The sequence below is a fragment of the Erysipelothrix urinaevulpis genome, from assembly GCF_009828835.1.
Lineage (GTDB): Bacteria > Bacillota_I > Bacilli_A > Erysipelotrichales > Erysipelotrichaceae > Erysipelothrix > Erysipelothrix urinaevulpis.
In genome coordinates, this window is sequence record NZ_WTTB01000003.1 from 83,803 (window position 1) to 109,480 (window position 25,678).

Genomic DNA, 25,678 nt, shown 5'->3' on the forward strand with positions numbered 1-25,678 from the left:
CCTAATTTAAATTTTTATTTTTTCTTACCTGTTACTGCACGACGTTTACCTTTACGTGTTCTGGCATTTGTTTTTGTACGTTGCCCATGAACTGGTAATCCGCGACGATGACGGATTCCACGGTAACTACCGATTTCCATTAATCGTTTGATGTTAAGGTTCACTTCACGACGAAGATCTCCTTCAACTTTCATTTTATCAACTTCACGACGGATTGCTGTAACTTGTTCTTCAGTTAAATCTTGAACACGAATGTTCTCATCGATATTTGTGATTGCTAAGATATCTCTTGCTGTTTTATCACCAATACCATAAATATATGTTAATGACACTACTACACGCTTATTACGTGGAATATCAATTCCTGCTATACGAGCCATATAATGACGTCCTCCTATCCTTGTCTTTGTTTGTGTTTTGGATTTTCACAAATAATCATAACTCTACCTTTACGGCGAATAACTCTACATTTTTCGCACATAGGTTTTACAGATGGTCTAACTTTCATCGTTTTAATCCTCCTAAAAAATCAATTATTTATGTCTAAATGTAATACGCCCACGTGATAAATCATAAGGCGATATTTCAACAGTCACTCTATCTCCTGGTAAAATGCGAATGTAATGCATACGGATTTTACCAGATACGTGAGCTAATATCTCATGACCATTGGTAAGCTCAACCTTAAATTTTGCACCTGGTAAGGTGTCTATAACTTTTCCTTCGACTTCAATGACATTTTCTTTACTCATTAATGTTTACATGCCTCCTTAGTTCTTGTAAGTATTTCATAACTATTTTCTAATATAAGTACTGTGTGTTCAAAGTGAGCTGTTAGTTTGCCATCTTCAGAGACAACAGTCCAACCATCACTTAAAGTTTTAGTTCTACGAGTACCTAACTGAACCATTGGCTCAATTGCGATAACCATATTTTTTCTCAAGCGTGCTCCTTTACCAGGAACACCTACATTGGGAACATAGGGCGCTTCATGCATCGTACGACCGACACCATGACCTGTATATTCAATGGGCAAGCCATAATTAAACGGCTCAACAACACTCATAACAGCATGACCAATATCACCAACGCGATTTTTAGCAACCGCTTGTTCAATTCCAGCAAACAGTGCTTCCTCTGTAACATCTAAAAGATGTTGAGCTTCATCACTAATTTTGCCAACCGGATAGGTCCAAGCATGATCACTGTAATACCCTTTGTAAATCGCACCTACATCAATAGATATGATGTCACCCTTTTTAAGAATGACTTCAGAACTAGGGATTCCATGTACCAAAACTTCATTGACTGAAGCGCATATTGATCCTGAAAAACCCTCATAACCTAGAAAAGCCGGGGTAGCCCCTTGACTAATTATATAATCATGTGCGATTTTATCCAAGTGTTTTGTTGAAACTCCTGGTTTAATTGCTTCTTTGACCTTTTCTTGGGCCATAAACGCAATCACACCTGCTTTTCTCATTAAGTCTAATTCTCTATCAGACTTGGTTGTAATCATCAGAACGCCTCCAATATGCTTTTGATTTCATTCATGACTAATTCAGGGGAACGACTTCCATCAATATCTTTAACTAAACCTTTCTCACGATAATAATCGATTGAAGGGGCAGTCTTTGTAAGATACTCTTCATGTCGAACTTTTAATTTTTCTTCATTATCATCAGATCTTTGGTAAAGTTCACCACCACAGATATCACATACATCCTCAACCTTTGAAGGTTTGAAATGAATATGATAAATTGCTCCACACTCTTTGCATAAGCGACGTCCAGTAATTCGTTTAACAAGTTCTTCATAAGAAACTTCCAAATTAATAACGAGCTCAACTTCACGATTCAATTCTTTAGTCATCTCTGCTAAAGCTTTGGCTTGATGTGGATTTCTAGGATAACCATCGAGTAGATATCCCTTAGCACAATCATCTTGGCTTAATCTTTCTTTAACAATACGATCTGTTACCTCGTCTGGAACAAGTAAACCTTGGTCCATGTAAGATTTTGCTTCCAGCCCAACTTTTGTTTGATTGGCCATAGCATCACGGAACATATCGCCAGTGGAGATATGTGGAATTTCTAACAATTCCACAATCTTCTCTGACATTGTTCCTTTACCACTTCCAGCAGGACCCATAATTAATAAATTCATATGTCCTCCTATCAATTAAAGAAACCTTTATATGACCTTTGCGTCATGCGACCTTTGAGTTCCTTCACAGTTTCTAAAGCAACCCCTACAACAATAATAATCCCTGTACCACCAATAGCGGTTGTGGATGGTATTGATGTAAACATCGGTAACACATGCGGTAAAAGCGCAATAAATGTTAAAAATGCTGCTCCAAGTACAGTAATTCTATTCAGAATAGTACTTAAGTAACGTTGTGTGTCTTTCCCAGGACGAACACCTGGAATATATGAACCATTCTTTCCAAAATCTTCAGCGATCTTTTCAGTATCAACTTGAAGATGAGTGTAGAAGAATGTAAAGAGAATAATCAGGACTGCATAAGTCACTAATCCCGCAGGATGAGTGAGAACCATATAGGTGCTCATAAACTTGTAGAATGCACTTTGTTGATTAATCCAAGACATCACAATTAATGGAGCGTTCATAATAGCACTTGCGAAGATAACAGGAACAACACTTGCTGAGTTAATCATTAACGGCAAATGACTCATGTTACGTCCACGAACTGCGCCACCTGAACTTGATGTGTATTGAATTGTAATTTTACGAACAGCTTGGTTCATAAAAATTACAAGAATAATAATTAATAAATATGATAGAACAAATAATCCAAACAATAGCAAGCCTTGTGTAAAGTTTGTTTCTGTAAGACTGGTATAGGTTCCAGTAAATGTTGCTGGTAATGATGATACAATCCCTGCAAAGATTATCATGGACAAGCCATTTCCAACCCCTTTTTGAGTAATTTGATCACCTAACCATAACAAGAACATAGTCCCAGCAGCCATGATTGTTCCCATATAAAAGAAACTAGCAATGCTTGAGTCTAATAAGATTTCATATTGTTTATTGAACATCAATATCAGCCCAATTGCTTGAATGTATGCTAAAACAACTCCTAAGTAACGAGTAATCTTATCAATTTGCATACGGCCCTTTTGACCTGACTTACTTAATTCAGTCAGATAAGGAATAACATCCATCGACAATAACTGAATAATTATCGACGCTGTGATATATGGACCTACTCCCAATGAAAAAATGGAAAAGGATTGAATAAACCCACCACCAAGAACATTCATCATGCCAAGTAGTGTATTATCATCCGTTCCCGCAACCATGGCGGCAAGTCTTGTGCTATCGACATTAGGAACTGGAATTACAGTTCCAAGACGATAGACAAGAAGCATGGCTAATGTGAAAAAGATTCTTACTCTGATTTCTTTATTTTTGAATAAATCAGTAAAAAATCTCATTAGATCACCTCAGCTTTTCCACCCATTTTTTCAATTTGTTCAAGTGCAGTTTTTGAGAATGCATTTGCTTTAACAGTTAATTTCTTTTCAAGTTTTCCTTCACCCAAGATTTTTACACCGTCAAGAGTATCCTTAACAAAACCTTTAGCTTGGAGATCTTCAACTGTTATTTCTGAACCATCCTCAAATACATTAAGCTTGTCAATGTTTACAACTGCAAATGTAACGCGGTTAATGTTTTTAAATCCGCGTTTCGGGATTCTGTTATAAAGTGGTGTTTGTCCACCTTCAAAACCTAAAGCTACGCCGCCACCGCTACGTGCATTTTGTCCTTTGTGTCCACGACCAGCAGTTTTACCTGAACCAGCACCGTGTCCACGACCTACACGCTTACGTGATTGACGGGAGCCTTCTGTATATTTTAATTCATGTAATTTCATAAAGGCCTCCTTTAGCGAATTTCCTCGATTTTCTTACCTCTTAATTGTGCAACGTCTTCAATTGTGTTCATGTTTTCTAATGCTTCAAATGTAGCACGAACCATGTTGATTGGTGTTCTTGAACCAATACACTTAGTTAAGACATCTGTAACTCCTGCTAATTCCATGATATCACGGATGGCACCACCAGCAATAACTCCAGTACCCTCTGATGCAGGACGTACGAATACTTCCCCAGCTCCAAAGATTCCTGTTTGTGCATGTGGTAAACTACCATTTACAAGTTTTACATTAATTAAGTTTTTCTTTGCTTCTTCAATACCTTTTCGAATTGCATCTGGAACTTCGTTTGCTTTACCTTGTCCAAATCCAACACGACCCTTTTTATCACCAACTACGACTAAAGCTGAGAAACGGAAACGACGTCCACCCTTAACAACCTTAGTAACACGATTGATGACAACAACACGTTCTTCGAATTCTTGATCGCGTTGATTTCTTCTCGGTCTTTGATTCATCATTGTCCTCCTTAAAACTCTAGTCCAGCTTCACGAGCTGCTTCTGCTAGTGCTTTAACACGACCATGATAAATGTTACCTCCACGGTCAAACACTACAGATTTAATACCTTTTTCTTGTGCTAATTCAGCAATTTTTTTACCGACTTCTTGAGCTGCTGCGATGTTACCGCCATTTTCAAGTTTCAGTTGCAACGAACTTGCAGACACTAATGTATTTTGTGCTGCATCATCGATGATTTGCACATAAATGTGTTCGCTTGATCGATATACACTAAGACGTGGGCGTTGTTGCGTTCCACTAACTTTACGACGTACTCGAGCATGACGACGAGTTCTTTTTTGATTTCTTGATAATTCTTTTGCCATAATTTAATTTCTCCTTTCCCACTATTTCTTAGCTGCTGTTTTACCCTCTTTACGACGGATATGTTCATTTTTGTATTTAACACCTTTACCAAGGTAAGGTTCTGGTTTACGAGTTGCTCTAATATTTGCAGCCCATTCTCCAACACGTTGTTTATCGATACCTGACACTTTAATTTCAGTTGCTTTAGGTACTTCGATTTCAACACCTTCTTCAATTTCAAATTCAATTGGATGTGAGTATCCAACATTTAAGACTAATTTGTTGCCTGACTTAGATGCACGATACCCGATACCAACTAACTCAAGTTCCTTTGAAAAACCATTTGTTACTCCTTCAATCATATTAAATACTAATGAACGAGTTGTTCCATGGATTTGTTTTACTTTTTTTGTATCATTCGGGCGTTTTACGGTAAGTTCACCTTCGTTGATTTCGATTTCAAGTAGTTCATTGAACTGACGTGTTAAAGTTCCTTTAGGACCTTTGACTGTCACCTCATTACCAGCTTTTACTTCTACTTCAACGCCAGCCGGAATGGTAATCGTTTTATTTCCGATACGTGACATATTGTATCTCCTCTCTTACCAAACGTAAGCTAACACTTCGCCACCAACATGTTTTTGGCGAGCTTGCTTATCTGTTAATATACCTTCTGAAGTTGAGATAATTGCAATTCCTAATCCATTAAGAACGCGAGGAATCTCATTAACTTTTGAGTATACTCTTAATCCAGGTTTTGAAATTCGTTTTAAGCCGTTAATAACTTTTTCATTGTTAGGTCCATATTTAAGAACGATTGTGATTGAACGTTTTGTTCCTTCACCATTAACAAGATAGTCACGGATAAACCCTTCTTCTTTCAAAATTCTGGCAATTTCGATTTTTTCTTTACTTGCAGGAATTTCAACTACATCGTGCATTTCTACTAAAGCATTACGTACACGAGTAAGGAAATCTGCGATTGGATCTGTTACATACATAATCTGAAAAGTTCCTCCTTTGCCTACCAGCTTGACTTTTTAACGCCTGGAATTTGCCCTTTATGAGCTAATTCACGGAAGCGAATTCTTGACATATTGTATTTACGGATATATCCACGAGGGCGTCCATCAACTGAATCACGGTTACGCAATCTTGTTGGTGATGCATCACGTGGTAATTTTTGTAAGCCCAAGTAATCTCCATTCGCTTTTAATTCAGCACGTTTTTCAGCATAGCGATCGACTACTTCTTGACGTTGTTGATTACGTGCAATTTTTGATTTCTTTGCCATAAATTATGCATTCTCCTTTTCGAATGGCATGCCTAATTCTTTTAATAGAGCATGTCCTTCTTGGTCTGTTTTTGCGGATGTAACAATGGTAATATCCATACCACGTACTTTATTTACTTTATCAAAATCAATTTCAGGGAAAATCAATTGTTCTTTAACACCAAATGTATAGTTTCCACGACCATCGAAAGCACTGCTGCTAATTCCACGGAAGTCACGTACACGAGGTAGTGCTAATTTAATTAATTTTTCTAAGAAGTCATACATTTTTTCACCTCTTAGAGTTACTTTACAACCAATTGGCATTCCATCACGAAGTTTAAAGTTCGCAATTGATTTTTTTGCTTTTGTAATAACAGGTTGTTGTCCTGTAATTTGTGTAAGCTCTTCGACTGCTTCATCCAAGAAACGTGAGTTGTTGATAGCTTCACCAACACCCATGTTTACAACGATTTTTTCAATCTTTGGAGCTTGCATTACTGAAGTATAGTTAAATTGTTCAACTAGACTTGCAACAACTTGTGTATTGTATTGTTCTTTTAGATTCATCTTTGACTATACCTCCTTATTTGATTTCCGCGCCAGATTTTTTATAGACACGGATTTTCTTTCCATCTTTAATTTCATAAGCTACACGGCTTGGTTGTTTTGCTTTTGAATCATAAGCCATCACGTTTGATACGTGAATCCATGCTTCTTGCTCAACAATTCCACCTTCAGGATTCATTTGGGTTGGTTTAAGATGCTTCTTAACCAAGTTAACGCCTTCAACTTTGACTTTGTCGTGTTTAGGTGCTACTTCGATAACATCGCCAATTGTGCCCTTATATGAGCCTGTAATAACTTGAACTTTATCTCCACGTTTTATTTTCATATAAGCCTCCTATAACACTTCCGGAGCCAACGATACGATCTTCATGAAGTTTTTCTCACGAAGTTCACGAGCGACCGGCCCAAAAATACGTGTACCACGAGGTGTCATGTCGTCTTTTAGAATAACAACTGCGTTATCATCAAATTTGATGTATGAACCATTATCACGGCGCACACCATATTTTGTTCTAACAACAACTGCTTTAACAACATCACCTTTTTTAACTGCTCCACCAGGAAGCGCTTCTTTTACTGTACCGACAACAATGTCACCAATATTTGATGACTGACGGTGGCTACCACCCAACAAGCGGATGACTAAGATTTCCTTAGCGCCAGTGTTGTCAGCGACTTTACATCTTGATTCGTTTTGTATCATCTAATGACAACCTCCTACAATACAACGGCTTTTTGAACTAAGCGATTTACTCTGAAGAATTTATCTTTTGAAAGTGGTCTTGTTTCCACAATTTCTACGATATCTCCAACAATAAATTCATTTTGTTCATCATGAGCCTTGAATTTTTTAGTATATTTAACACGTTTTCCATATAATGGATGACGTTTAGATGTAGTTACTTCTACGACTACCGTTTTGTCCATTGCATCCGATACAACAGTACCACGGTAGATTTTACGATTATTTCTTTCCATCTCTGTGTGACCTCCTACTTAGTCTCACTAAGCTCGCGCTCAGTGATAACTGTTTTAATGCGTGCAATAGTTTTACGGATTTCTTTTAGACGAGCAGGATTTTCAAGTTGACCAATTGCTTGTTGGAACCTTAAATCAAAAAGTTCTTCTTTTAAATCATCAATTTCGACAAGCAAATCTGCATTTTCAGTTGCACGAATTTCATTTAATGTCATACTTGGTCCTCCTCTCCCTTACGAACAAAACGGGTTTTGACTGATAATTTGTGTGATGCTAAACGAAGAGCTTCACGAGCTGTTTCTTCATCTACACCGGCTACTTCAAATAAAACACGACCTGGTTTAACGACTGCTACCCAGCCTTCAGGTGATCCTTTACCTGAACCCATTCGAACTTCTAAGGGTTTCTTTGTGATTGCTAAATGAGGGAAAACTTTAATCCAAACTTTTCCACCACGTTTCATTGAACGAGTCATAGCAATACGTGCTGCTTCAATTTGACGGTTACTGATATAGTTTCCTGTCTCAGCAACTAAGCCATATTCACCAAAGACAACTTCACGTCCTTGATTTGAGCGTCCTTCATATGAAAGACGATGTGGCTTTCTATATTTTGTACGTTTAGGCATTAACATGATTAATTTCCTCCTTGCTCAGCTTTAGCAGCTGGTGCAGCTGGTGCTGCTGGTCTGCTATTTTGTTGAGCACGATTATCACGACGAGGACGACGATTGCCTCCGCGACGGCGACGATCGAAACGTCCACCTTTTGGTGCTTCTGGTTCTTGAACCATTTGACCTGGTAAGACTTCTCCACGACAAACCCAAACTTTTACACCAATAATTCCAAATTGTGTATGAGCTGGATAGTGTGCATAGTCAATATCTGATCTAAGTGTATGTAAAGGAACGACTCCTTCAGCATAACCTTCGGTACGAGCCATATCTGCTCCACCTAAACGACCGGATACTGCAGTCTTAATCCCTTTAGCTCCTGCACGCATTGTACGTTGGATTGTACGTTTTTGTGCAGTTCTAAATGATGCACGTTGCTCTAATTGTTCTGCAATATTTCTAGCAACTAAATGAGCATCTAAATCTGGGTTTGCTACTTCAACAACCTTGATTTGAACATTTTTACCTTTAGTAATTTTTGTTAACTCATTTTTAGTTTTTTCAATGTTTGAACCGTTAACCCCGATAATAACACCTGGGCGTGCTGTACGGATAATAATGTCAACACGATTTTTTGAACGTTCAATTTCAACACGTGATACATATCCATCTTTTAAGTTTTTGAATACATATTCACGGATTAATCCATCTTCATGTAATAATTCTCCGAAGTCTTTTTCCGCATACCAGCGTGATTCCCAATCTCGAATCACCCCAACGCGTAAACCGACTGGATGTACTTTTTGACCCATTTTCTATCCTCCCTTTATACGCGTTCCGAAACCACAACAGTAATGTGGCTTGTACGCTTCATGATTGGCGATGCCGATCCCTTTGCACGGGGACGGAAACGCTTCATGGTAACTCCTTCATCTGCGAAACATGCTGATATATATAATTTATCCTCATCTAACTGATGATTATTAGTTGCGTTTGCAACTGCTGAGTTTAACACTTTCGCGATAGCTTTTGCTGCTTTATTTGGTGTATAACGTAGAACTGCTGCTGCATGATCTACATCCAAACCACGAATTTCATCAAGAACTAAACGCGTTTTTCTAGGTGTTACTCTAACTGTTTTTGCTACTGCTTTAACATCCATTATTAACGACCTGCCTTCTTATCGCCACTTGTATGTCCTGGGAAGCGGCGTGTAGGAACAAATTCGCCTAACTTATGTCCTACCATATCTTCAGTTACATAAACTGGAACATGCTCTTTACCGTTATGTACAGCAAATGTGTGTTCAACGAACTGAGGGAAAATGGTTGAACGACGTGACCATGTTTTGATTACTTCTTTTTTATTCTCAGAATTAAGTTTTTCAACTTTGTCCATTAAGTGATAATCACAAAAAGGTCCTTTTTTTAAACTACGACTCATTTTTCTTTCCTTCCTTTCGTTTATTTCTTCTTATCTGTACGACGACGTACAATCATTTTTGTAGAAGATTTTTTAACTTTACGAGTTTTAACACCCATAGCTTTTTTACCCCAAGGTGTCATAGGAGCAACGCGACCAATTGGTGTACGTCCTTCCCCACCACCATGAGGGTGATCAACTGGGTTCATAGCAGAACCACGAACTGTAGGACGAACGCCCATGTGACGCTTACGACCTGCTTTACCAATTGTTACTAATGAATGTGATGCATTACCAACTTCACCGATTGTTGCACGGCATGTTGATAAGATTTTACGAACTTCACCTGATGCCAATGAAACAGTTGTGTAGCGTTCTTCATGTCCTAAAACTTGAGCAGATGCTCCAGCTGAACGAACTAATTGAGCTCCACGTCCTGGTTTTAATTCAATGTTGTGAACAACAGTACCTTCAGGAATTTCTGATAATACTTTAGCGTTACCAACTTTGATATCAGCTTGTGAACCACTTTCAATAACATCGCCAACCTTAATTCCTTTTGGAGCTAAGATATAACGTTTTTCACCATCTGCATAGTGTAAAAGTGCAATGTTTGCTGAACGGTTTGGATCGTATTCGATTGTTGCAACTGTTGCAGGAATTGCATCTTTGTTACGTTTGAAATCGATAATACGATATTGGCGTTTATGACCTCCACCAATGTGGCGAGTTGTCATACGGCCTAAATTGTTTCTTCCACCTGTTTTATCAAGCGGAGCCATCAATGAACGTTCTGGCTTAACATTTTTTGTTAACTCTTCATTAGCAAGAGTTGACATGTTACGACGTCCATTAGTCGTTGGCTTATATGTTTTGATTGCCATATTACAATGTCCTCCTTACGCAAGTTTTCCGGAAATAGCGTAATTCTTCCGATAAGTTTTCTAATTAATAATTAGAACAATTCAATTGTGTGCCCTTCAGCTAACTTAACGATAGCTTTACGAACACTCTTTGTCATTCCTTCATATTGTCCAACACGTTTTCTACGTGGTTTAACATTAACAATATTAACTTTCTCTACCTTAACATCAAAGATTTCTTCGATTGCTTGACGGATTTCAATTTTATTTGAACCTTTAGCAACTTCGAATGTAATTTTGTTGTCATCAGCGTGTAATTGCACTGATTTTTCTGTGATGATAGGGCGTAGAATTATATCTCTAGGGTTTCGCTTCATTATGCAAATACCTCCCCAGCCTCAACAGCTGCTTTTTCTGTGAATACAACTTTATTAGCATTAATAATGTCGTATACGTTTAAGAATTCAACAGTGATAAGTAAAACACTAGGTATGTTTCTCATTGATAAGTAAGCATTATCTACTTCTTCTTCATTTGAAACAACAAACAATGTTTTTCTTTCTAAATTTAAAGCATCAAGTACTTTAACGAAATCTTTTGTTTTAACACTGTCGAAGTTTAAGTTGTCAACAACTAATAGACTTTCATCAACCACTTTTTGTGATAATGATGAAATTAGAGCCAATCGACGTACCTTACGATTTAGATTGTATGAATAATTTCTTGGTGTTGGTCCAAAAACAACGCCCCCACCTCTCCATTGTGGAGAACGGATAGAACCTTGACGAGCACGTCCAGTTCCTTTTTGACGCCATGGTTTACGTCCACCACCACGAACTGCTGAGCGGTTCTTTGTAGCGTGTGTTCCTTGGCGCATTGATGCTTGTTGCATAACAACTGCATCAAAGATTGCTTGTTTATTTGGCTCAATACCGAAAACAGCATCATTTAAATCTAATGGTCGAAGACTCTTGCCGTCTTGACTTAATATATCGATCTTAGGCATTGTCAGAATCCTCCTTAGAATAATCAGCAAGTTCTACTGCGTCTTTCGACTTAACACGTTTAACTGTTTCTTTGATAACTACAAAGCCACGACGTGGTCCAGGAACATTACCTTTAATTAATAAATAATTTTGTTCAGTATCAACTTTGATAACTTCAAGTTTTTGGTTTGTGCGTACATAACCACCTGTTTGTCCAGGCATAACCGCACCTTTTTTAATGTTCATTGATTGCATACCACCTGTAGCCAATGAACCGATTCCACGGTGGAATCTTGAACCGTGTGATTTAGGTCCTAATGATTGATTGTTACGTACAATCGCTCCTTGGTAACCTTTACCACGTGAGATTCCTGTTACATCAACAAAATCTCCTGATTCGAATAAGTCAGCTTTTAATACAGTTCCAACTTCGAACTCTAACATTGCTGATCCTACGATTTCACGAACAAATTTCTTTGGTGCTGTGTTAGCTTTAGCAGCGTGAGCAATCTCAGATTTGTTCGCACGTTGTTCTTTCTTATCGAAAGCTCCCAATTGCACAGCATTGTAATCATCACTTTCAATTGTTTTCTTTTGTAAAACAACGTTTGGTTCGATTTCAACAACTGTAACAGGGATTAATCTTCCTTCTGATGAGAAGACTTGTGTCATTCCTAATTTACGTCCTAATAATCCTTTCATGATTTCTCCTCCCTACTAAAGTTTAATCTCGATATCAACACCACTTGGTAGATCCAATCGTGTTAATGCATCGATTGTTTCTGCAGTTGGTCCAACAATTTCAATCAAACGGTTATGTGTTCTTGATTCAAATTGTTCTCGAGAATCCTTATTAACGTGTGGTGATCTAAGAACAGTAACTACCTCTCTTTTAGTTGGTAATGGTACTGGTCCTACAACCTTTTTTGCACCGTGATCCATTGCCGCTTCAACAATTTTTTGAGCTGCTGTATCAATTGTGCGTGATTCGTAAGCTTTTAAACGAATCCTGATAAAATTCTTTGCCATGGAAAATCCTCCTTCTATCTGTCTATTTCCAATAGACCTGCTCCATGCAAATTCCCCGAACTTCTCACTGACCATGACAACGCTATTCAGTGTGCCGGCAACCTTGCACTTCTATGCAGTCGCTTAAGTATTATACACTATTTATATAGTAATTCAAGGTTTTTTCTAAAGAAATTTACAAAAAGAAAAGAACGCTAGATTAGCGCTCTTTTTGTGTTGATTTTACTGAAATTATTTAATGATTTCTGTAACGTTACCAGCACCAACTGTACGTCCACCCTCACGAATTGAGAATGTTGTACCTTGCTCAACAGCAATTGGGTTGATTAACTCAACAGTCATTTCTACGTTATCCCCTGGCATAACCATATCAACACCTTCTGGCAAGTTGATTGTTCCTGTTACGTCAGTTGTACGGAAGTAGAATTGTGGGCGGTATTTGTCAACAAATGGTGTATGACGTCCACCTTCTTCTTTACTCAAGATATATACTTGAGCTTTGAATGATTGGTGTGGGTTTACTGAACCTGGTTTAGCAATAACTTGTCCACGCTCAATTTGCTCACGGTTAATACCACGTAATAATGCACCTACGTTATCACCAGCTAATGCTGAATCTAACATTTTGTGGAACATTTCAATACCTGTAATAACTGATTTGATTGTTGGACGAATACCAACGATTTCAACTTCTTCGTTAATTTTTAACTCTCCACGCTCAACACGTCCAGTAGCAACTGTACCACGACCTGAGATTGTGAAAACGTCTTCGATTGACATTAAGAATGGTTTGTCTGTATCACGAACTGGTTCTGGAACATATTCGTCAATTGCAGCCATTAATTCAAGAACTTTTGCTTCCCATGCTTCTTCGCCTTCAAGAGCTTTTAAAGCTGATCCGCGAATAACTGGAACATCGTCCCCGTCATATCCGTTTTCTGATAATGCTTCACGAACTTCCATTTCAACAAGGTCAATTAACTCTTCGTCATCAACCATGTCACATTTGTTTAAGAATACAACAAAGTGTGGAACTCCTAATTGTTTTGCAAGCAAGATATGCTCACGTGTTTGTGGCATTGGACCATCTGTAGCTGAAACAACTAAGATAGCACCGTCCATTTGTGCAGCACCTGTGATCATGTTTTTAACATAGTCCGCGTGACCTGGGCAGTCAACGTGTGCATAGTGACGTGATTCTGTTTCATACTCAACATGTGATGTTGAAATTGTGATTCCACGCTCTTTTTCTTCTGGCGCTTTATCGATTTGGTCGTAAGCTTGAGCAGCTCCACCACCAGCTTTTGCTAATACGTTTGTAATTGCAGCTGTTAATGTTGTTTTACCGTGGTCAACGTGACCTAATGTTCCAACGTTTACGTGCGTTTTGGAACGATCAAATTTTTGTTTTGACATTTGTAATTTCCTCCTAATTTTCTTTTACTATTATATCTTATGATAAACCTTAGATAAAATCAATATCTATCATTTAAGACTGAACTAGTTTTTCTTTTTAGCTACTGATTCAGCGATGCTCTTTGGAACTTCATCGTAATGTGCAAATTGCATTGATGAGTTTCCACGTCCTTGTGTAAATGAACGTAAGTCAGTTGTATAGCCTGACATTTCTGAAAGAGGCACGAACGCTTTAACAATAACTGCGTTTTGACGTTCTTCTTGATCGCGGATTTGTCCACGTCTTGAAGATAAGTCACCCATTACAGCACCTAAGTATTCACTTGGAGCAGTAACTTCAACTTCCATGATTGGCTCTAACAATACAGGATTACATTTTTTAGCTGCTTCTTTAAAAGCCATGCTTGCTGCAATCTTATATGCCATCTCACTCGAGTCAACGTCGTGTGATGAACCATCAAATAGAGTTGCTTTAATATCAATTGCAGGATATCCAGCAATTAAACCATTTTCTACAGCAGCTTCAAGTCCTTCTGCCGTTGGTTTGATAAATTCACGAGGAACTGATCCACCAACAACTTTATCAACAAACTCGAAACCTTTTCCTGGGTTTGGTTCAAACTTAATCCAAACGTGACCGTATTGTCCACGTCCACCTGATTGACGAACGAACTTCCCTTCACAATCTGCAGTACCACGAATTGTTTCACGGTAAGCAACTTGTGGCGCACCAACATTAGCTTCAACACGGAATTCACGTTTCATTCTATCAACAAGAATGTCTAAGTGTAACTCACCCATTCCAGCGATAATAGTTTGACCTGTTTCATCATCAGTGTATGTTTTAAATGTTGGATCTTCTTCTGCAAGTTTAGCCAACGCTAGACCCATTTTATCTTGGTCAGCTTTTGACTTAGGTTCAACAGCAACGTTAATAACTGGTTCTGGGAAAATCATTGATTCCAATACAATTGGTTGTTTCTCATCACACAGTGTATCACCAGTAGCAGTTACCTTTAATCCTACAGCAGCAGCAATTTCACCTGCATAGACACGATCAATCTCTTCACGAGAGTTCGCGTGCATTTGCATAATACGTCCAAATCTTTCACGTTTTGATTTAACCGAGTTATATGTGCTTCCACCTGATTCAGCAAAACCTGAATACACACGGAAATAAGTTAAACGCCCAACATATGGGTCAGTCATAACTTTAAACGCTAAAGCTGAGAACGGAGCATCATCACTTGCTTCACGAGTCGCTTCCTCACCATTTGGTAATGTACCTGCAACAGCATCAATATCTAATGGTGAAGGTAAGTAATCGATTGTTGCATCAAGCATCGCGATAACACCTTTATTTTTATAAGCAGCACCACAAAGTACTGGGAAGAATTCTCCACTAACAACACCTTTACGGATTGCATTTTTGATTTCATCAACTGTTGGCTCTTCGCCTTCCAAGATTTTCATCATGAAATCTTCGTCAAAGTCAGCAATTGTATCAAATAGCAATTCACGGTATTCAGCAACTTGTGCAGCATACTCTTCAGGGACATCAATAATGTCGTCTGATTTTTGACTCAAATCAGCAAAGATATGAGCCTTTTGTTCAACAATGTCAATTAGTCCATTGAAATCATCTTCAACACCAATTGGCAATTGAATTGGTGCAGATTTAGCACCTAAACGATCAACGATTGTATTTGCAGCCATAAAGAAGTCTGCTCCAATCGCATCCATTTTATTAATAAAAACAATTCTTGGTACATTATATTTTGTAGCTTGACGCCAAACTGTTTCAGTTTGAGGTTCAACACCTGATTTAGCATCAAGTACAGTAACTGCACCGTCAAGCACTCTCAATGAACGCTCAACTTCAACAGTAAAATCAACGTGACCAGGAGTATCGATAATATTGATACGGTGACCCTTCCATGCAGCAGTTGTAGCAGCAGACGTAATTGTAATTCCGCGCTCTTGTTCTTGCTCCATCCAGTCCATCGTAGCAGCACCATCATGTGTTTCCCCGATCTTGTGCGTACGTCCTGTATAATAAAGAATACGTTCAGTAGTAGTTGTTTTACCAGCATCAATATGCGCCATAATACCAATATTACGCATCTTATCTAATGAAAACTCACGTGACATAACTTAACTCTCCTCTCCGATTGATCTTACCAACGATAGTGTGCAAATGCTCGGTTGGCTTCAGCCATCTTATGCACATCTTCACGTTTTTTAACAGCGTTACCTGTTCCATTAGCAGCATCAATAATCTCATTTGCTAATCTCTCTTCCATTGTCTTCTCATTACGTAAACGAGAATACTGGACAATCCAACGTAATCCTAAAGCTAAACGACGTTCCTCGCTAACTTCTACCGGTACCTGAATATTTGATCCACCAACACGACGAGCTTTGATTTCTAAAAGTGGCAATACATTTTCTAAAGCCTCTTCGAAAACTTCCATCGGTTGACGACCTGTTTTTTCTTCAATAATTGCGAAAGCATTATATAGAATTGATTGTGCTAAACCTTTTTTACCATCAATCATGATTCTATTGATTAAACGTGTAACAAGTTTCGAATTATAAATTGGATCCGCTACTACGTCTCGCTTAGGCACATGTCCTTTTCTTGGCATTTAAGTCACTCCTTCCAATATTTATTTTAAATAGTTATTAAGCTTTTATTCAGCTTTTGGTTTTTTAGTTCCGTATAATGAACGGCTTTGACGACGGTCTGTAACTCCTGCAGCATCCATAGCTCCACGAACGATGTGGTAACGAACCCCAGGTAAGTCTTTTACACGTCCCCCACGAATCAAGACAACACTGTGCTCTTGCAAGTTGTGTCCAATTCCTGGAATGTAGGCCGTAACTTCCATACCATTACTCAAACGAACACGTGCATATTTACGTAATGCTGAGTTAGGTTTCTTAGGTGTCATTGTTCCAACACGAGTACATACTCCACGTTTTTGTGGACTGTTTACACGAGTTGTTTGACGTTTAATCGTATTTAAACTACGACCCAATGCTGGTGACTTCGACTTATATACTCGACGAGTACGACCTTTTTGAATCAATTGGTTAATTGTTGGCATTATATTTCTCCTTCCCATCAATATGTACACACTTCCAAGTGTGCCATCACTTTTACATTAATTAGGTTTCCCGTCTGAGAAACCCATTTAATCCACAAGCCTTTTCATTTTAACATATATCGTTCAATTGTCAATATATTTTCTGTGATTAGTTTTAACAAGAAAGCAATCAACACCTTTCTTGTTAAATAGACTAATATACATCATGTTTCTCTGGCAATACAATCCAAAGTACAAAATAAGCAAGCAAGCCACTCCCCCACGCTAGAACCAGTGCGGCAAATAGAATCCGCAAGACAGTAACATCAATTTTGAAGTACTCTGATAAACCTGCACAGACACCACCAACCATCGCCCCTTGACGATCTCGATACATTCTTTTATTGGAATGATAAGCCATAATATAATCTCCTTTTGTTTTTACTCAGTGATTTCTTCAACAACCACTTCATTGTCATTGCGTTTGAAAATATCAATCTTTCCTTCATCATGCAAGGTTTTAATAATCGTAATCGCGATTGGCAAACCAAACAACCCCCAAAAACCAAATAACTTAACGCCAACAAAGATACTCATCAATGTAATTAATGGATGAAGACCAATTTGATCACCAATAACTTTCGGCTCAAGAATATTACGGATAACTGTGATGACTAAGTAAAGAACCAACAAACCAATCGCAAGACTGACATTTCCTGTCAACGCTTCAATAATCATCCATGGGATCACAACCCCACCTGTTCCGAGTACCGGAAGAATATCAACAGCCGCAATAACAGCTGCTAAACCAATCGGATTTGCAACCCGTAATATAAGGAAGCCAATTGACAATTCAATAAAGGTCAAAGACATTAACAATGCATAAGCTTTTAAATACTTCCCAATCACCGACACTAAACCATCTTTAATATCAAGGATTAAATCTCTTTGTTTCTTCGGAATACGCCCTAGACTTGTCTGAACAACATTCTGATAATCCATTGTAAAGAAGAAAGATGAAATAATCGAAATAAGAATGGATATTAAAATACTAGGAACCGATGAGACAACTCGAGTAAGAAGATTAACAGCTCCACTTGAAATACTTTTAACAATTGATTCTAGACTCGATATCAAACTTACCGTCATTTCATTAATTATTTTTAAAACATCAGGACTTAAATTTTCCATAAAATTACCAAGATACTTATTAACTTCTTCTAAAGCAGGATAAATCGTTCCTTGATAGAAAGAAGGTAGTGTCATAGCAAAATTTTGAATCGCAGAAAAAAGACCAATAAACACCCAGAACATTAAAAACGCAAGAAGTGTATAAAATAGAACGATCACCAAAAGCGATACCCATTTCCGTTCTCCTAATCGTTTGGTTAATCGCAGAATAAAAGGTCTAAGTAAAAAAGAAATGAAAAATCCAATTACAAAAGGCATTAAGTACTGAGTTGTAAATCTCAAAACAACAAACACGATTGAAAGCACAATCGCCCAATACATTACATTAATAATAAAATCTTTTCTTTTATCTAATCTTTCCATATGCCACCTCGCACTTAAATAAATTATACCATGAGTGCGGATTCATATTGTATTAACTATCTATCTTTAACGATTTTTTCATCATTTACCCACTAAAGATGATGGTTTTACAGTCTTTTTGGCCTTTTTTGAAGATTATTGCAAATAACAGTTGACTTTACCTATCTAAAATGATTATAATACTAACAGTTGCTAAAGAAGAAATGGCTAGCAATTAGCATCGTATTCACACACGAATACATCTCAAAAAAATTATCTAAATAATTTCAAAATAAGTGTTGATTATCTCATAACCATGTGCTAATATGTATAAGCACTCAGGAAAGAGTTCAAAACTTGGAGATGTACTCAAGAGGCTGAAGAGGTGCCCCTGCTAAGGGTATAGGTCGGGTAACCGGCGCGGGAGTTCAAATCTCCCCATCTCCGCCATTCTTAAATATTTACACACGGTCCAGTGGTGTAGCGGTTAACATGCCTGCCTGTCACGCAGGAGATCGCGGGTTCGATTCCCGTCTGGACCGCCATTTGCGGGTGTAGTTCAATGGTAGAACGCGACCTTGCCAAGGTTGAGGCGGGGGTTCAATTCCCCTCACCCGCTCCAGGAGAAGACTAAATTATCTAAAGTCCACTGTTAAGTGGCTTTTTTTATGTTTTGAAGAACTGAAATATATCAAAAGTACCACAAAAGTACCACAAAATTAAAATTTAAGAAAAATCAATAACTAATTTCCATCAGAAAATTTCCCTACAAAAAACACGGAGCGCTAAAAAGAGCTTCTTGAATTAGCCATACTGATCAGAGTATTAAAACTAATTGAAAAAGCTCTCAAGGATTAGGGAAGTAGGGGTAACCTCTTCCCTATTTACATTTTATCATAATAAGCATAAAAAAAGACGGAGCTTTTGACAGCTCCGTTTTCTTATATTTTCTCAACTTCTCGTAATGGTAAAGGACTACCCTTGTCTTTGTCAAAGACAACCTTTTTCAATTCCACTAATTCACCATTTACAATCGCGAAGTTATCGTTTAATATCGATGAATTATTATTTACATCTTTCTTAAATAAAGTGAATTGATGTTCCATATTCGTGTTAAGACGTTCCAATTGATTGTTAGTTTCATTAGTTGCTTTAAGCTGTTTTACCAATATCCCAGTAACAACACCTATAACGCCTACAAGAGTCATGATATTTTTAATAAAGTCATCCATCACTGCAGCTTCCCATCATCCTTATTAACCCAAACTAGATTACCTGGCGAATCGAAGTATTCATGCTTAATCTGAATGCGTCCATATTCTTCTTTTAAGATTTTATATGTTCGAATATTCTTTGAAGGACCATAATTCGTGGATCCAGTCGAATATGGGTACAAAGGTAAAGGGTTTCTGTTATTCTTCCATGACTTACCTACATCAGTTTTAGGCTTAGCTGCAGGCTTATTAATGAAACGGGCATCAGCATAGGTTTGTTTATTGTCTAATGTTCTACGGGCCGAATAGCCTCCTTCTTTTAATTTAACCCACCTTATGCCTTCTTCATCGACATAATGAGTGTAAACTCTTTTTGCTCCCTTTTGTAACAATCCAATTTGTTCTGCAGATAAAGAAGGATGTTTTCTAACTCTTAAACCTTCTTTTACAGTAACAGTTATTTCGCCATCTTCAGGAATCTCTTTGTCCAAATCATCAACAAGTTTAACTTTTTCGAATGGAGCTAAGTATCGCAATACTGTCATGTTCCATTCTTTTTTTATTTGGTCAATGGTTCTACCATACCTAAATAGAAAATCATTTCCACGCGTTGAGTAAGAAGATTCCGATACATAAACATCACTCCCTACAATTTTCTCAATAAATGCAACATGGCCATAACTATTATCACCGAATACAACAACTCCACCAACTTCTGGTCCTTTTGATAATGGTTCACCATTTGTACCCCAATATTTCGCGTCTGGTCGATATTGAGGTCTTGCAGGCATTTTTCCGAAAACCTCGCTTAATCTTCCACTCACATACCAAGTACAGTTTCCCTTTGAGTCTTTAAAAGGAACTCCACTCATTGTTCCACCTACTGATTTTGGTGCAAATTCAGGGAAGAATGGATTAAATTCTCCATTCCATTGATTATAGTTTTTATTATGTTTTAAATCACTTCCACTTTTTCGAATAAGTTTGGTAATCATTCTTCATCTTCCTTTCTCTCACTTAGTTTAACTCCCGTTAAATCTTTAAATTTTATAGATGCTTGTATTGCATAGTTTGCGGCCAAGGTAGCAATCCCCAACATTACCAATTCTTTCAAGTATAATTGCTTATTTAACAACTCGTATATTGATTGTTCTGATAAAAATGCACCTATATACAAAAGGACCGCCACAATAAGCAATCCTGCATATTTTTGCAATGAGACCCATACTACTTCCCACTTAAACTGATTCTTACTTTCCGCAAGTAATGAACCTGCTATCATATTGGCCAACATAAAAATTGGAACTGACAAAACTAACCAAAATATAGGCAATTTAAATAATTCATTCATATACATTCACTCTTCTTTCCTTATTAACTAGTGTTTCTAATGTTTTCTTTGTGTTCTTTAATTCTGTTATTTTATTTGTATATTCTTCGTATAGCGGACGTTTCTTCAGTTGACGTTCGATCAATGGCTGCATTTCCTCTTCTAATTTTTTGATAGCTAATTCTTCTGCTCGATAACTAAAAGGTTCTTTTTCTATTTCTAAACGTTCAATTTCTTTATCAATTAAATCTAACATTATTTCCACCTCCCTTTCGCTTCAAAATAAAAATTATCGATTACACGATTTCTATCCAAACTCATAAACCTAATGGGACACGAATCTTTTGTTATTTGCTCAGCAACCGACATCATTACATAGTTTGTCCCAACTACTGTCACCGATTCGGGTGCATCAATAAATTTAATTGGGAATTCAAAGTTTCCAAGTTGTCTAAAACCATTTCCCATAGGTATATCGATTGTCCAATTACCTTTGATGTTTCCGTATTGTTCCATCGTTCCATCAATGTATTTTTTAATTTTAACTCCATTAATATAAACAGTTTCAGGAAGAGAGTTTTCATCTAATATTTTCTTTCCGCCCTGTTGATAGCCTTGCCCTTTAACATTCAAGGATCCCGGCTCTTTCAATTCTGTTGTTCCAATAGACATATTGTCTTTTCCCCACATCATAGTGACTGCACCGTTTGGGATGATGGAAGAAGTAACAGTATTTCCAAAATAATCATCAACAGTTATTGTAAAAGGAAAACTATTGTTAACATCAAATCCAGAGAATATTTTAATATATGTCCCTACATAATTAGGTAAAGCTACCCAAGTATCGTTTGAACCTATTTTTATTTTAATTCGTTTGATATTTTTGGAACTGAGAGAAGTAATATTATGACCAACTTCGAATTTTACATAAGTTCCATAATCGTCCCTGTCCCCGTTTGCCTTAGATCGAAATGCCTTGATGCTAGTTATCTTAGGGTTTGAATAAGGAACTACGTTTATAACCATTTCTCTTTTAAACGTTTTACCCCTAGAGTCAGTTACAGTTCCTACGATTGTAATATTGCCACTTTTTTGAATAGGTTGAGTTACTCCTGAAGTTGCATTTAAAACTTGGCTATCAACCGTAATTCGCGTTGTAACAATTCTTGCACCTCGTCCAGGTTCGACTCCGACTAGTGCAACTCTTATCATCGATTTGGTTTGAACATAGCCAACTCCCAAACTAGCAACTGAATCAACCGCTTCTGTATTCGTTATTCCTGAAATACTTGGATTTGGAGCATTTAAGTTACATGTAATCGTCTTTGTTGATACACCTATGACTGAACTATCTTCTGTTCGAGTACTGTAAACTAAACTTAAAGAAGCACTGTTGGAGTTCGGAACTAAATCAAGCATCTGATTTCTATCAATTAGAACTGTCGCACTTGTCTCCACTCTTTGTGACCATAGCATTGTTGAGCCAAGTTTTATATCAACATAATGGAAAAATGAACTGTCCTGTCTATCTAATTTAATATCAAAAGAATTTCCAAGTACAAATGAATTTGGTGCCGTAAGTGTACTTTCTCTTGCTATTCTAGATAAAGCTAAGTTTCCACTTACTGTTGCTGAACCAATTGCTCCACTTTGATTAGCTTCAAAATAAGCCGAGCCACTTACAGTTTTAGTTCCATTCGAATTGTGGGCGACCGGTACAGTACCTGTACCAAGACTTAACCTCGAATAGTTTTTGAAGTTATATCCACTGAAACTTCCACTTTTTACAGTCTTACCATTTATCTTGATATTGTAAGGATGTGAGTAGGATGAAACGTAACCTGACCCAGAAGTTTTTTCAACATAAGCACTATATGAAACTGGAGAAGTGTTATTCGCTACATTTGGAGTTCCTTGATTCATTTCAAGAACTAATCTGTAGGCACTATTCCTTAATGTTTTTCTAAATGTCGCCATTAATTAACACTCCTTACTTTTGTATTATTTCCTTCTGACTCAATTAAATGTTGACCAATTATAATACTGGCCAATACTTCTAACTCTTCAACATAAAACTTTTTACCACGCCAGTACGAGATTCGCTCACCGTTATTTCTGAAACTTGCTTCATCATTCGAAAAATAGAATTGCATTGGGTCACCTTCTCGACCAACAATCGCACCATCAATGTCATATCTATAAAATGTGGCCATCTCGTTCAATCGTTCTTCCTGACCGTCTTGCACTGATTCAATTCTCCTGAACACTAGCTCTTGTTGTTCAGCTGTTTGTTCTAATGAGGACAGTAACTCTGTCCTAACTTTTGTAACTTCAGCTGCAGCTTCTTTAGATACGTCTTGAATTTGTCCCTCTTGTTCACTCAGTTGATCTTCTGCTCCCTGAATTCTTTCAGTAAGGTCATCATTGAAAATATTGACTTGCTCTACAGTGTTGGTGATTCTGTCATTTTGAATATTGAATTGAGCTTGCGACCATAATTTTAAATCTTCACTATCTTCTTCCCACTTTGCAGGGTTACCTCTAGTGAACATTTCTTCTGTGATGGCGAATGGAAAATCATTGTTATTTTCAAATAATAAACTGACATAAGATGTTTCAGCTATTGGTTGGAAAGTAATAGTTTCAATTATATTCTTTCCTTCCAAATAAAAAGGAGTACTTTTAATTAGTACTTCCTCACTGTTAAACTCTTTAACATATACCTTTAATGTGCCCTGATTTTTTTCGGTTACCACCTTTTCGCTTGTTGAAATTTCTAACTGTAGCGCTAATCTTTTCATTCTGTATGAATAGACAGAGTCAGGAACAATGAATGCTTTCGATGTTTCTGCAGTTCCTTTATGATTAAACACCTTCTTATGTTTCGATAGACTCCTTAAATCTTCTTCAACTTCGAATATGGGCTTATCATCGAACTTCCAACCAGTATGGCTTTCATCCACCATTGGTAACAAAGCATTAAGGTTCGGAATTAGATTAGAACCAACATCAAGAGAATTAACTTTTATATTGATTGAATCTACATCCTGAGTGAGAGATGTTTCTTTATCTGCTCTGTCGCCTACATCTTGAATCAATGACGTTATTTTTTTATTGGCCCTATCAACATCAATACCCATGTTTAATAAGTCCTGACGTTCTCCTGCAAGCTCATATTTTGTAATTGTTTCGGGTAGTTGTGGACAGTCCATCGAACCTTGTAATCCACCGTTTACCCAACTCCAAGATATGTTTGTTAAAATAGTTTTAAATCGATTACCATCCATGTCTTCATATTCAATCAAGTCACATCCATCGTAATCAGGTCTCATAATCTGATTACTTTCAAACTTATGGTATGTAAATCCTGATACAAATTGAAACATTTCATTGACGTATACTTGCTGTTGGTTCCTGTCCATGACATCAACAAAAATATTGTCTGTCATCTTAAGTTCAGTTAAACCAAATTCATAAATGCTTTCTTGATTTTTGATAAAAACTGGATCATTAATATCCTTTTGTTCATACACTAATGAGTTAAAAGGTTTAACTTCTTTATCTAGCTTCAAATCTTTGTAGTCGTATCCAGTAATAGTCTCAGAGATTTGATTCATGAAAACATTCTTAAATTCAAGTTGCCCAAGTCTGTTTATATGGACTGAACAAAAATTCAACCGTGCAAACTCATTGATGACCTGTCTATAGGAAATCAACTCTTTTTCATTAACGTTAATTCCTCTTAAGCTTTTTTCGTAAAAAGGAATATTAGGTATACTTGCAGAATGAAACTCGACTCCCACCGATTGACAAATTTCACTTATGAATTCTTTACCTTTCATAGGCCACTTCATCGGTTCATATTGTTTATCAAACTTGATGGCACTATCGTAAGCTGTAATCGTATATTTCTTTTGAACTTCATCAAATTCCACATCTTCTTTATCAACATAAAACTTTCCAATAGGAACCTTTGTTAAATCACCTTTAAATTGAATATAGGGTTCAATTTCAGCGCCATAGTAAGTCCCAACATATGCATCCCTATCAACTTCAAGGACAATATATTTAGAACTGAATCCACCTACAAAAGTTTCTCTTGGCTCCTTGAATTCTATACTGATAATGTCAATTTCAATACTATTTACAAGTACAATCGGAACTGGTGTTCTAGTTTGTGCGGTAGCAAAATCTTTATATACTTGATTTGTTGGCCACATTCAAATCACCTCAGTTCCTGTAAATGTAATTTTTATTGGTTTATGTAGTTTTTGGCTAATCCTTATTAATTCTAAATCTGAATGATAAAACTTTGTTTTCATTCTTTTGTTCATCCATGTATTAAAGAATTCCATCTCTATTACAAATGGATCTAATGCATCCGCTATTTTTTTGTATTCAGTTTCAGGCAAAGACGGCAATGTAAATTCAACCTTCCACACATCTCCTAATTGATCAATACGCATCGACTTTGCAGTTCGTTCAGCAAAAGCATTATATTTAATTTTAGTCACTGAATAAGTGCCACTTAAAGGAGACGGGAAAGTGTACCCACCTACCTTTATTTTCAACTGTTCTTTTGTAGCCATGAT

At 37.2% G+C, this 25,678-nt stretch carries 39 protein-coding genes and 3 tRNA genes; 3 read left to right on the forward strand and 39 right to left on the reverse strand.

Annotation, left to right across the window (positions count from 1 at the left end):
* Positions 1 to 14: 14 nt before the first annotated feature.
* The 32 genes from rpsM to ytvI form a co-directional block, all read right to left on the reverse strand.
* The gene (gene rpsM / locus GVV10_RS04195) at positions 15 to 380 is read right to left on the reverse strand and encodes a 30S ribosomal protein S13 (protein WP_159519904.1); all 366 of its coding nucleotides are present in this window, start codon (positions 378 to 380) and stop codon (positions 15 to 17) included.
* A gap of 14 nt (positions 381 to 394) precedes the next feature.
* On the reverse strand, positions 395 to 508 hold the full coding sequence (rpmJ, locus tag GVV10_RS04200; RefSeq protein WP_159519906.1) for a 50S ribosomal protein L36: 114 nt from the start codon (positions 506 to 508) through the stop codon (positions 395 to 397).
* 25 nt (positions 509 to 533) lie between these two features.
* Positions 534 to 752: a translation initiation factor IF-1 gene (gene infA, locus GVV10_RS04205; RefSeq protein ID WP_159519908.1), complete on the reverse strand. Its 219-nt coding sequence runs from the start codon at positions 750 to 752 to the stop codon at positions 534 to 536.
* Positions 752 to 1,519 (reverse strand): type I methionyl aminopeptidase, encoded by a 768-nt coding sequence (map, locus tag GVV10_RS04210; RefSeq protein WP_159519910.1) that lies wholly within the window; start codon positions 1,517 to 1,519, stop codon positions 752 to 754. Before map ends, infA begins: the two co-directional genes overlap by 1 nt.
* Positions 1,519 to 2,166: an adenylate kinase gene (locus tag GVV10_RS04215; RefSeq protein WP_159519912.1), complete on the reverse strand. Its 648-nt coding sequence runs from the start codon at positions 2,164 to 2,166 to the stop codon at positions 1,519 to 1,521. Before GVV10_RS04215 ends, map begins: the two co-directional genes overlap by 1 nt.
* 11 nt (positions 2,167 to 2,177) lie before the next feature.
* Positions 2,178 to 3,464 (reverse strand): preprotein translocase subunit SecY, encoded by a 1,287-nt coding sequence (gene secY, locus GVV10_RS04220; RefSeq protein ID WP_159519914.1) that lies wholly within the window; start codon positions 3,462 to 3,464, stop codon positions 2,178 to 2,180.
* Complete coding sequence (gene rplO, locus GVV10_RS04225; RefSeq protein WP_159519916.1) at positions 3,464 to 3,904, reverse strand: 50S ribosomal protein L15; 441 nt, start codon at positions 3,902 to 3,904, stop codon at positions 3,464 to 3,466. Before rplO ends, secY begins: the two co-directional genes overlap by 1 nt.
* Positions 3,905 to 3,915: 11 nt before the next feature.
* Positions 3,916 to 4,422 (reverse strand): 30S ribosomal protein S5, encoded by a 507-nt coding sequence (rpsE, locus tag GVV10_RS04230; protein ID WP_159519918.1) that lies wholly within the window; start codon positions 4,420 to 4,422, stop codon positions 3,916 to 3,918.
* An 11-nt stretch (positions 4,423 to 4,433) separates the two neighbouring features.
* The gene (gene rplR / locus GVV10_RS04235) at positions 4,434 to 4,790 is read right to left on the reverse strand and encodes a 50S ribosomal protein L18 (RefSeq protein ID WP_159519920.1); all 357 of its coding nucleotides are present in this window, start codon (positions 4,788 to 4,790) and stop codon (positions 4,434 to 4,436) included.
* A 21-nt stretch (positions 4,791 to 4,811) separates the two neighbouring features.
* A complete protein-coding gene (rplF, locus tag GVV10_RS04240) occupies positions 4,812 to 5,357 on the reverse strand; it encodes a 50S ribosomal protein L6 (RefSeq protein WP_159519923.1) in 546 nt (181 codons plus the stop codon).
* Between the two features lie 15 nt (positions 5,358 to 5,372).
* The gene (gene rpsH / locus GVV10_RS04245; protein ID WP_159519925.1) at positions 5,373 to 5,771 is read right to left on the reverse strand and encodes a 30S ribosomal protein S8; all 399 of its coding nucleotides are present in this window, start codon (positions 5,769 to 5,771) and stop codon (positions 5,373 to 5,375) included.
* A gap of 23 nt (positions 5,772 to 5,794) precedes the next feature.
* Positions 5,795 to 6,064, reverse strand: coding sequence for a 30S ribosomal protein S14 (gene rpsN, locus GVV10_RS04250; protein WP_159519927.1), 270 nt, complete (start codon positions 6,062 to 6,064; stop codon positions 5,795 to 5,797).
* 3 nt (positions 6,065 to 6,067) lie between these two features.
* On the reverse strand, positions 6,068 to 6,613 hold the full coding sequence (gene rplE, locus GVV10_RS04255; RefSeq protein WP_159519929.1) for a 50S ribosomal protein L5: 546 nt from the start codon (positions 6,611 to 6,613) through the stop codon (positions 6,068 to 6,070).
* A gap of 16 nt (positions 6,614 to 6,629) precedes the next feature.
* A complete protein-coding gene (rplX, locus tag GVV10_RS04260; protein ID WP_159519931.1) occupies positions 6,630 to 6,938 on the reverse strand; it encodes a 50S ribosomal protein L24 in 309 nt (102 codons plus the stop codon).
* Between the two features lie 9 nt (positions 6,939 to 6,947).
* Positions 6,948 to 7,316 (reverse strand): 50S ribosomal protein L14, encoded by a 369-nt coding sequence (gene rplN, locus GVV10_RS04265; RefSeq protein WP_159519933.1) that lies wholly within the window; start codon positions 7,314 to 7,316, stop codon positions 6,948 to 6,950.
* Between the two features lie 14 nt (positions 7,317 to 7,330).
* Entirely contained in the window at positions 7,331 to 7,591 is a 261-nt protein-coding gene (gene rpsQ, locus GVV10_RS04270) for a 30S ribosomal protein S17 (protein WP_159519935.1), read from the reverse strand.
* Between the two features lie 14 nt (positions 7,592 to 7,605).
* Complete coding sequence (gene rpmC / locus GVV10_RS04275) at positions 7,606 to 7,806, reverse strand: 50S ribosomal protein L29 (RefSeq protein WP_159519937.1); 201 nt, start codon at positions 7,804 to 7,806, stop codon at positions 7,606 to 7,608.
* The gene (gene rplP, locus GVV10_RS04280; RefSeq protein WP_159519939.1) at positions 7,803 to 8,225 is read right to left on the reverse strand and encodes a 50S ribosomal protein L16; all 423 of its coding nucleotides are present in this window, start codon (positions 8,223 to 8,225) and stop codon (positions 7,803 to 7,805) included. Before rplP ends, rpmC begins: the two co-directional genes overlap by 4 nt.
* Positions 8,226 to 8,227: 2 nt before the next feature.
* A complete protein-coding gene (gene rpsC, locus GVV10_RS04285) occupies positions 8,228 to 9,016 on the reverse strand; it encodes a 30S ribosomal protein S3 (protein ID WP_159519941.1) in 789 nt (262 codons plus the stop codon).
* 14 nt (positions 9,017 to 9,030) lie between these two features.
* Positions 9,031 to 9,366, reverse strand: coding sequence for a 50S ribosomal protein L22 (gene rplV / locus GVV10_RS04290; RefSeq protein ID WP_159519943.1), 336 nt, complete (start codon positions 9,364 to 9,366; stop codon positions 9,031 to 9,033).
* A gap of 2 nt (positions 9,367 to 9,368) precedes the next feature.
* On the reverse strand, positions 9,369 to 9,647 hold the full coding sequence (gene rpsS, locus GVV10_RS04295) for a 30S ribosomal protein S19 (protein ID WP_159519945.1): 279 nt from the start codon (positions 9,645 to 9,647) through the stop codon (positions 9,369 to 9,371).
* A gap of 20 nt (positions 9,648 to 9,667) precedes the next feature.
* On the reverse strand, positions 9,668 to 10,510 hold the full coding sequence (rplB, locus tag GVV10_RS04300; RefSeq protein ID WP_159519947.1) for a 50S ribosomal protein L2: 843 nt from the start codon (positions 10,508 to 10,510) through the stop codon (positions 9,668 to 9,670).
* 71 nt (positions 10,511 to 10,581) lie between these two features.
* Complete coding sequence (rplW, locus tag GVV10_RS04305; protein WP_159519949.1) at positions 10,582 to 10,866, reverse strand: 50S ribosomal protein L23; 285 nt, start codon at positions 10,864 to 10,866, stop codon at positions 10,582 to 10,584.
* Positions 10,866 to 11,495 carry a 50S ribosomal protein L4 gene (gene rplD / locus GVV10_RS04310; protein WP_159519951.1) on the reverse strand — a complete coding sequence of 210 codons (630 nt, stop codon included), beginning with the start codon at positions 11,493 to 11,495 and terminating at the stop codon, positions 10,866 to 10,868. The genes rplW and rplD overlap by 1 nt, the downstream gene beginning before the upstream one ends.
* Positions 11,488 to 12,177, reverse strand: a complete 690-nt coding sequence (rplC, locus tag GVV10_RS04315) for a 50S ribosomal protein L3 (RefSeq protein WP_159519953.1) — start codon at positions 12,175 to 12,177, stop codon at positions 11,488 to 11,490. Before rplC ends, rplD begins: the two co-directional genes overlap by 8 nt.
* Positions 12,178 to 12,192: 15 nt before the next feature.
* The gene (gene rpsJ / locus GVV10_RS04320; protein ID WP_159519955.1) at positions 12,193 to 12,504 is read right to left on the reverse strand and encodes a 30S ribosomal protein S10; all 312 of its coding nucleotides are present in this window, start codon (positions 12,502 to 12,504) and stop codon (positions 12,193 to 12,195) included.
* 231 nt (positions 12,505 to 12,735) lie between these two features.
* Positions 12,736 to 13,920, reverse strand: coding sequence for an elongation factor Tu (gene tuf, locus GVV10_RS04325; RefSeq protein ID WP_159519957.1), 1,185 nt, complete (start codon positions 13,918 to 13,920; stop codon positions 12,736 to 12,738).
* A gap of 84 nt (positions 13,921 to 14,004) precedes the next feature.
* Positions 14,005 to 16,071: an elongation factor G gene (gene fusA / locus GVV10_RS04330; protein ID WP_159519959.1), complete on the reverse strand. Its 2,067-nt coding sequence runs from the start codon at positions 16,069 to 16,071 to the stop codon at positions 14,005 to 14,007.
* A 26-nt stretch (positions 16,072 to 16,097) separates the two neighbouring features.
* Positions 16,098 to 16,568, reverse strand: coding sequence for a 30S ribosomal protein S7 (gene rpsG / locus GVV10_RS04335; RefSeq protein ID WP_159519961.1), 471 nt, complete (start codon positions 16,566 to 16,568; stop codon positions 16,098 to 16,100).
* 45 nt (positions 16,569 to 16,613) lie between these two features.
* Entirely contained in the window at positions 16,614 to 17,030 is a 417-nt protein-coding gene (gene rpsL, locus GVV10_RS04340) for a 30S ribosomal protein S12 (protein ID WP_159519963.1), read from the reverse strand.
* Between the two features lie 193 nt (positions 17,031 to 17,223).
* Positions 17,224 to 17,430 carry a PspC domain-containing protein gene (locus GVV10_RS04345; protein WP_159519965.1) on the reverse strand — a complete coding sequence of 69 codons (207 nt, stop codon included), beginning with the start codon at positions 17,428 to 17,430 and terminating at the stop codon, positions 17,224 to 17,226.
* 20 nt (positions 17,431 to 17,450) lie between these two features.
* The gene (ytvI, locus tag GVV10_RS04350; RefSeq protein WP_159519967.1) at positions 17,451 to 18,563 is read right to left on the reverse strand and encodes a sporulation integral membrane protein YtvI; all 1,113 of its coding nucleotides are present in this window, start codon (positions 18,561 to 18,563) and stop codon (positions 17,451 to 17,453) included.
* Positions 18,564 to 18,901: 338 nt separating this feature from the next.
* Here ytvI and GVV10_RS04355 point away from each other — a divergent pair.
* The 3 genes from GVV10_RS04355 (at position 18,902) to GVV10_RS04365 (ending at position 19,164) form a co-directional block, all read left to right on the forward strand.
* A tRNA-Ser gene (locus tag GVV10_RS04355) sits at positions 18,902 to 18,992 on the forward strand.
* A gap of 19 nt (positions 18,993 to 19,011) precedes the next feature.
* A tRNA-Asp gene (locus GVV10_RS04360) sits at positions 19,012 to 19,087 on the forward strand.
* 3 nt (positions 19,088 to 19,090) lie between these two features.
* A tRNA-Gly gene (locus GVV10_RS04365) sits at positions 19,091 to 19,164 on the forward strand.
* 319 nt (positions 19,165 to 19,483) lie between these two features.
* Here GVV10_RS04365 and GVV10_RS04370 read toward each other — a convergent pair.
* The 7 genes from GVV10_RS04370 to GVV10_RS04400 are packed head-to-tail and all read right to left on the reverse strand — an operon-like array spanning position 19,484 to position 25,675.
* On the reverse strand, positions 19,484 to 19,777 hold the full coding sequence (locus GVV10_RS04370) for a hypothetical protein (RefSeq protein ID WP_159519969.1): 294 nt from the start codon (positions 19,775 to 19,777) through the stop codon (positions 19,484 to 19,486).
* Entirely contained in the window at positions 19,774 to 20,751 is a 978-nt protein-coding gene (locus GVV10_RS04375) for a CHAP domain-containing protein (RefSeq protein ID WP_159519971.1), read from the reverse strand. Before GVV10_RS04375 ends, GVV10_RS04370 begins: the two co-directional genes overlap by 4 nt.
* Positions 20,748 to 21,107, reverse strand: a complete 360-nt coding sequence (locus GVV10_RS04380; protein WP_159519973.1) for a hypothetical protein — start codon at positions 21,105 to 21,107, stop codon at positions 20,748 to 20,750. Before GVV10_RS04380 ends, GVV10_RS04375 begins: the two co-directional genes overlap by 4 nt.
* On the reverse strand, positions 21,100 to 21,342 hold the full coding sequence (locus tag GVV10_RS04385) for a hypothetical protein (protein WP_159519975.1): 243 nt from the start codon (positions 21,340 to 21,342) through the stop codon (positions 21,100 to 21,102). The genes GVV10_RS04380 and GVV10_RS04385 overlap by 8 nt, the downstream gene beginning before the upstream one ends.
* Positions 21,342 to 23,063: a DUF859 family phage minor structural protein gene (locus tag GVV10_RS04390; RefSeq protein ID WP_159519977.1), complete on the reverse strand. Its 1,722-nt coding sequence runs from the start codon at positions 23,061 to 23,063 to the stop codon at positions 21,342 to 21,344. The genes GVV10_RS04385 and GVV10_RS04390 overlap by 1 nt, the downstream gene beginning before the upstream one ends.
* The gene (locus GVV10_RS04395) at positions 23,063 to 25,306 is read right to left on the reverse strand and encodes a hypothetical protein (RefSeq protein ID WP_159519979.1); all 2,244 of its coding nucleotides are present in this window, start codon (positions 25,304 to 25,306) and stop codon (positions 23,063 to 23,065) included. Before GVV10_RS04395 ends, GVV10_RS04390 begins: the two co-directional genes overlap by 1 nt.
* Positions 25,307 to 25,675: a hypothetical protein gene (locus GVV10_RS04400; RefSeq protein ID WP_159519981.1), complete on the reverse strand. Its 369-nt coding sequence runs from the start codon at positions 25,673 to 25,675 to the stop codon at positions 25,307 to 25,309. It lies immediately after the preceding gene.
* Between the last annotated feature and the right edge of the window lie 3 nt (positions 25,676 to 25,678).

What these genes read in the sequence shown, in the direction of transcription:
- rpsM (WP_159519904.1), bottom strand. Translation starts at nt 380, where the DNA reads ATGGCTCGTATAGCAGGAATTGATATTCCACGTAATAAGCGTGTAGTA.
- rpmJ (WP_159519906.1), bottom strand. Translation starts at nt 508, where the DNA reads ATGAAAGTTAGACCATCTGTAAAACCTATGTGCGAAAAATGTAGAGTT.
- infA (WP_159519908.1), bottom strand. Translation starts at nt 752, where the DNA reads ATGAGTAAAGAAAATGTCATTGAAGTCGAAGGAAAAGTTATAGACACC.
- map (WP_159519910.1), bottom strand. Translation starts at nt 1,519, where the DNA reads ATGATTACAACCAAGTCTGATAGAGAATTAGACTTAATGAGAAAAGCA.
- GVV10_RS04215 (WP_159519912.1), bottom strand. Translation starts at nt 2,166, where the DNA reads ATGAATTTATTAATTATGGGTCCTGCTGGAAGTGGTAAAGGAACAATG.
- secY (WP_159519914.1), bottom strand. Translation starts at nt 3,464, where the DNA reads ATGAGATTTTTTACTGATTTATTCAAAAATAAAGAAATCAGAGTAAGA.
- rplO (WP_159519916.1), bottom strand. Translation starts at nt 3,904, where the DNA reads ATGAAATTACATGAATTAAAATATACAGAAGGCTCCCGTCAATCACGT.
- rpsE (WP_159519918.1), bottom strand. Translation starts at nt 4,422, where the DNA reads ATGAATCAAAGACCGAGAAGAAATCAACGCGATCAAGAATTCGAAGAA.
- rplR (WP_159519920.1), bottom strand. Translation starts at nt 4,790, where the DNA reads ATGGCAAAAGAATTATCAAGAAATCAAAAAAGAACTCGTCGTCATGCT.
- rplF (WP_159519923.1), bottom strand. Translation starts at nt 5,357, where the DNA reads ATGTCACGTATCGGAAATAAAACGATTACCATTCCGGCTGGCGTTGAA.
- rpsH (WP_159519925.1), bottom strand. Translation starts at nt 5,771, where the DNA reads ATGTATGTAACAGATCCAATCGCAGATTTCCTTACTCGTGTACGTAAT.
- rpsN (WP_159519927.1), bottom strand. Translation starts at nt 6,064, where the DNA reads ATGGCAAAGAAATCAAAAATTGCACGTAATCAACAACGTCAAGAAGTA.
- rplE (WP_159519929.1), bottom strand. Translation starts at nt 6,613, where the DNA reads ATGAATCTAAAAGAACAATACAATACACAAGTTGTTGCAAGTCTAGTT.
- rplX (WP_159519931.1), bottom strand. Translation starts at nt 6,938, where the DNA reads ATGAAAATAAAACGTGGAGATAAAGTTCAAGTTATTACAGGCTCATAT.
- rplN (WP_159519933.1), bottom strand. Translation starts at nt 7,316, where the DNA reads ATGATACAAAACGAATCAAGATGTAAAGTCGCTGACAACACTGGCGCT.
- rpsQ (WP_159519935.1), bottom strand. Translation starts at nt 7,591, where the DNA reads ATGGAAAGAAATAATCGTAAAATCTACCGTGGTACTGTTGTATCGGAT.
- rpmC (WP_159519937.1), bottom strand. Translation starts at nt 7,806, where the DNA reads ATGACATTAAATGAAATTCGTGCAACTGAAAATGCAGATTTGCTTGTC.
- rplP (WP_159519939.1), bottom strand. Translation starts at nt 8,225, where the DNA reads ATGTTAATGCCTAAACGTACAAAATATAGAAAGCCACATCGTCTTTCA.
- rpsC (WP_159519941.1), bottom strand. Translation starts at nt 9,016, where the DNA reads ATGGGTCAAAAAGTACATCCAGTCGGTTTACGCGTTGGGGTGATTCGA.
- rplV (WP_159519943.1), bottom strand. Translation starts at nt 9,366, where the DNA reads ATGGATGTTAAAGCAGTAGCAAAAACAGTTAGAGTAACACCTAGAAAA.
- rpsS (WP_159519945.1), bottom strand. Translation starts at nt 9,647, where the DNA reads ATGAGTCGTAGTTTAAAAAAAGGACCTTTTTGTGATTATCACTTAATG.
- rplB (WP_159519947.1), bottom strand. Translation starts at nt 10,510, where the DNA reads ATGGCAATCAAAACATATAAGCCAACGACTAATGGACGTCGTAACATG.
- rplW (WP_159519949.1), bottom strand. Translation starts at nt 10,866, where the DNA reads ATGAAGCGAAACCCTAGAGATATAATTCTACGCCCTATCATCACAGAA.
- rplD (WP_159519951.1), bottom strand. Translation starts at nt 11,495, where the DNA reads ATGCCTAAGATCGATATATTAAGTCAAGACGGCAAGAGTCTTCGACCA.
- rplC (WP_159519953.1), bottom strand. Translation starts at nt 12,177, where the DNA reads ATGAAAGGATTATTAGGACGTAAATTAGGAATGACACAAGTCTTCTCA.
- rpsJ (WP_159519955.1), bottom strand. Translation starts at nt 12,504, where the DNA reads ATGGCAAAGAATTTTATCAGGATTCGTTTAAAAGCTTACGAATCACGC.
- tuf (WP_159519957.1), bottom strand. Translation starts at nt 13,920, where the DNA reads ATGTCAAAACAAAAATTTGATCGTTCCAAAACGCACGTAAACGTTGGA.
- fusA (WP_159519959.1), bottom strand. Translation starts at nt 16,071, where the DNA reads ATGTCACGTGAGTTTTCATTAGATAAGATGCGTAATATTGGTATTATG.
- rpsG (WP_159519961.1), bottom strand. Translation starts at nt 16,568, where the DNA reads ATGCCAAGAAAAGGACATGTGCCTAAGCGAGACGTAGTAGCGGATCCA.
- rpsL (WP_159519963.1), bottom strand. Translation starts at nt 17,030, where the DNA reads ATGCCAACAATTAACCAATTGATTCAAAAAGGTCGTACTCGTCGAGTA.
- GVV10_RS04345 (WP_159519965.1), bottom strand. Translation starts at nt 17,430, where the DNA reads ATGGCTTATCATTCCAATAAAAGAATGTATCGAGATCGTCAAGGGGCG.
- ytvI (WP_159519967.1), bottom strand. Translation starts at nt 18,563, where the DNA reads ATGGAAAGATTAGATAAAAGAAAAGATTTTATTATTAATGTAATGTAT.
- GVV10_RS04375 (WP_159519971.1), bottom strand. Translation starts at nt 20,751, where the DNA reads ATGATTACCAAACTTATTCGAAAAAGTGGAAGTGATTTAAAACATAAT.
- GVV10_RS04380 (WP_159519973.1), bottom strand. Translation starts at nt 21,107, where the DNA reads ATGAATGAATTATTTAAATTGCCTATATTTTGGTTAGTTTTGTCAGTT.
- GVV10_RS04385 (WP_159519975.1), bottom strand. Translation starts at nt 21,342, where the DNA reads ATGTTAGATTTAATTGATAAAGAAATTGAACGTTTAGAAATAGAAAAA.
- GVV10_RS04390 (WP_159519977.1), bottom strand. Translation starts at nt 23,063, where the DNA reads ATGGCGACATTTAGAAAAACATTAAGGAATAGTGCCTACAGATTAGTT.
- GVV10_RS04395 (WP_159519979.1), bottom strand. Translation starts at nt 25,306, where the DNA reads ATGTGGCCAACAAATCAAGTATATAAAGATTTTGCTACCGCACAAACT.
- GVV10_RS04400 (WP_159519981.1), bottom strand. Translation starts at nt 25,675, where the DNA reads ATGGCTACAAAAGAACAGTTGAAAATAAAGGTAGGTGGGTACACTTTC.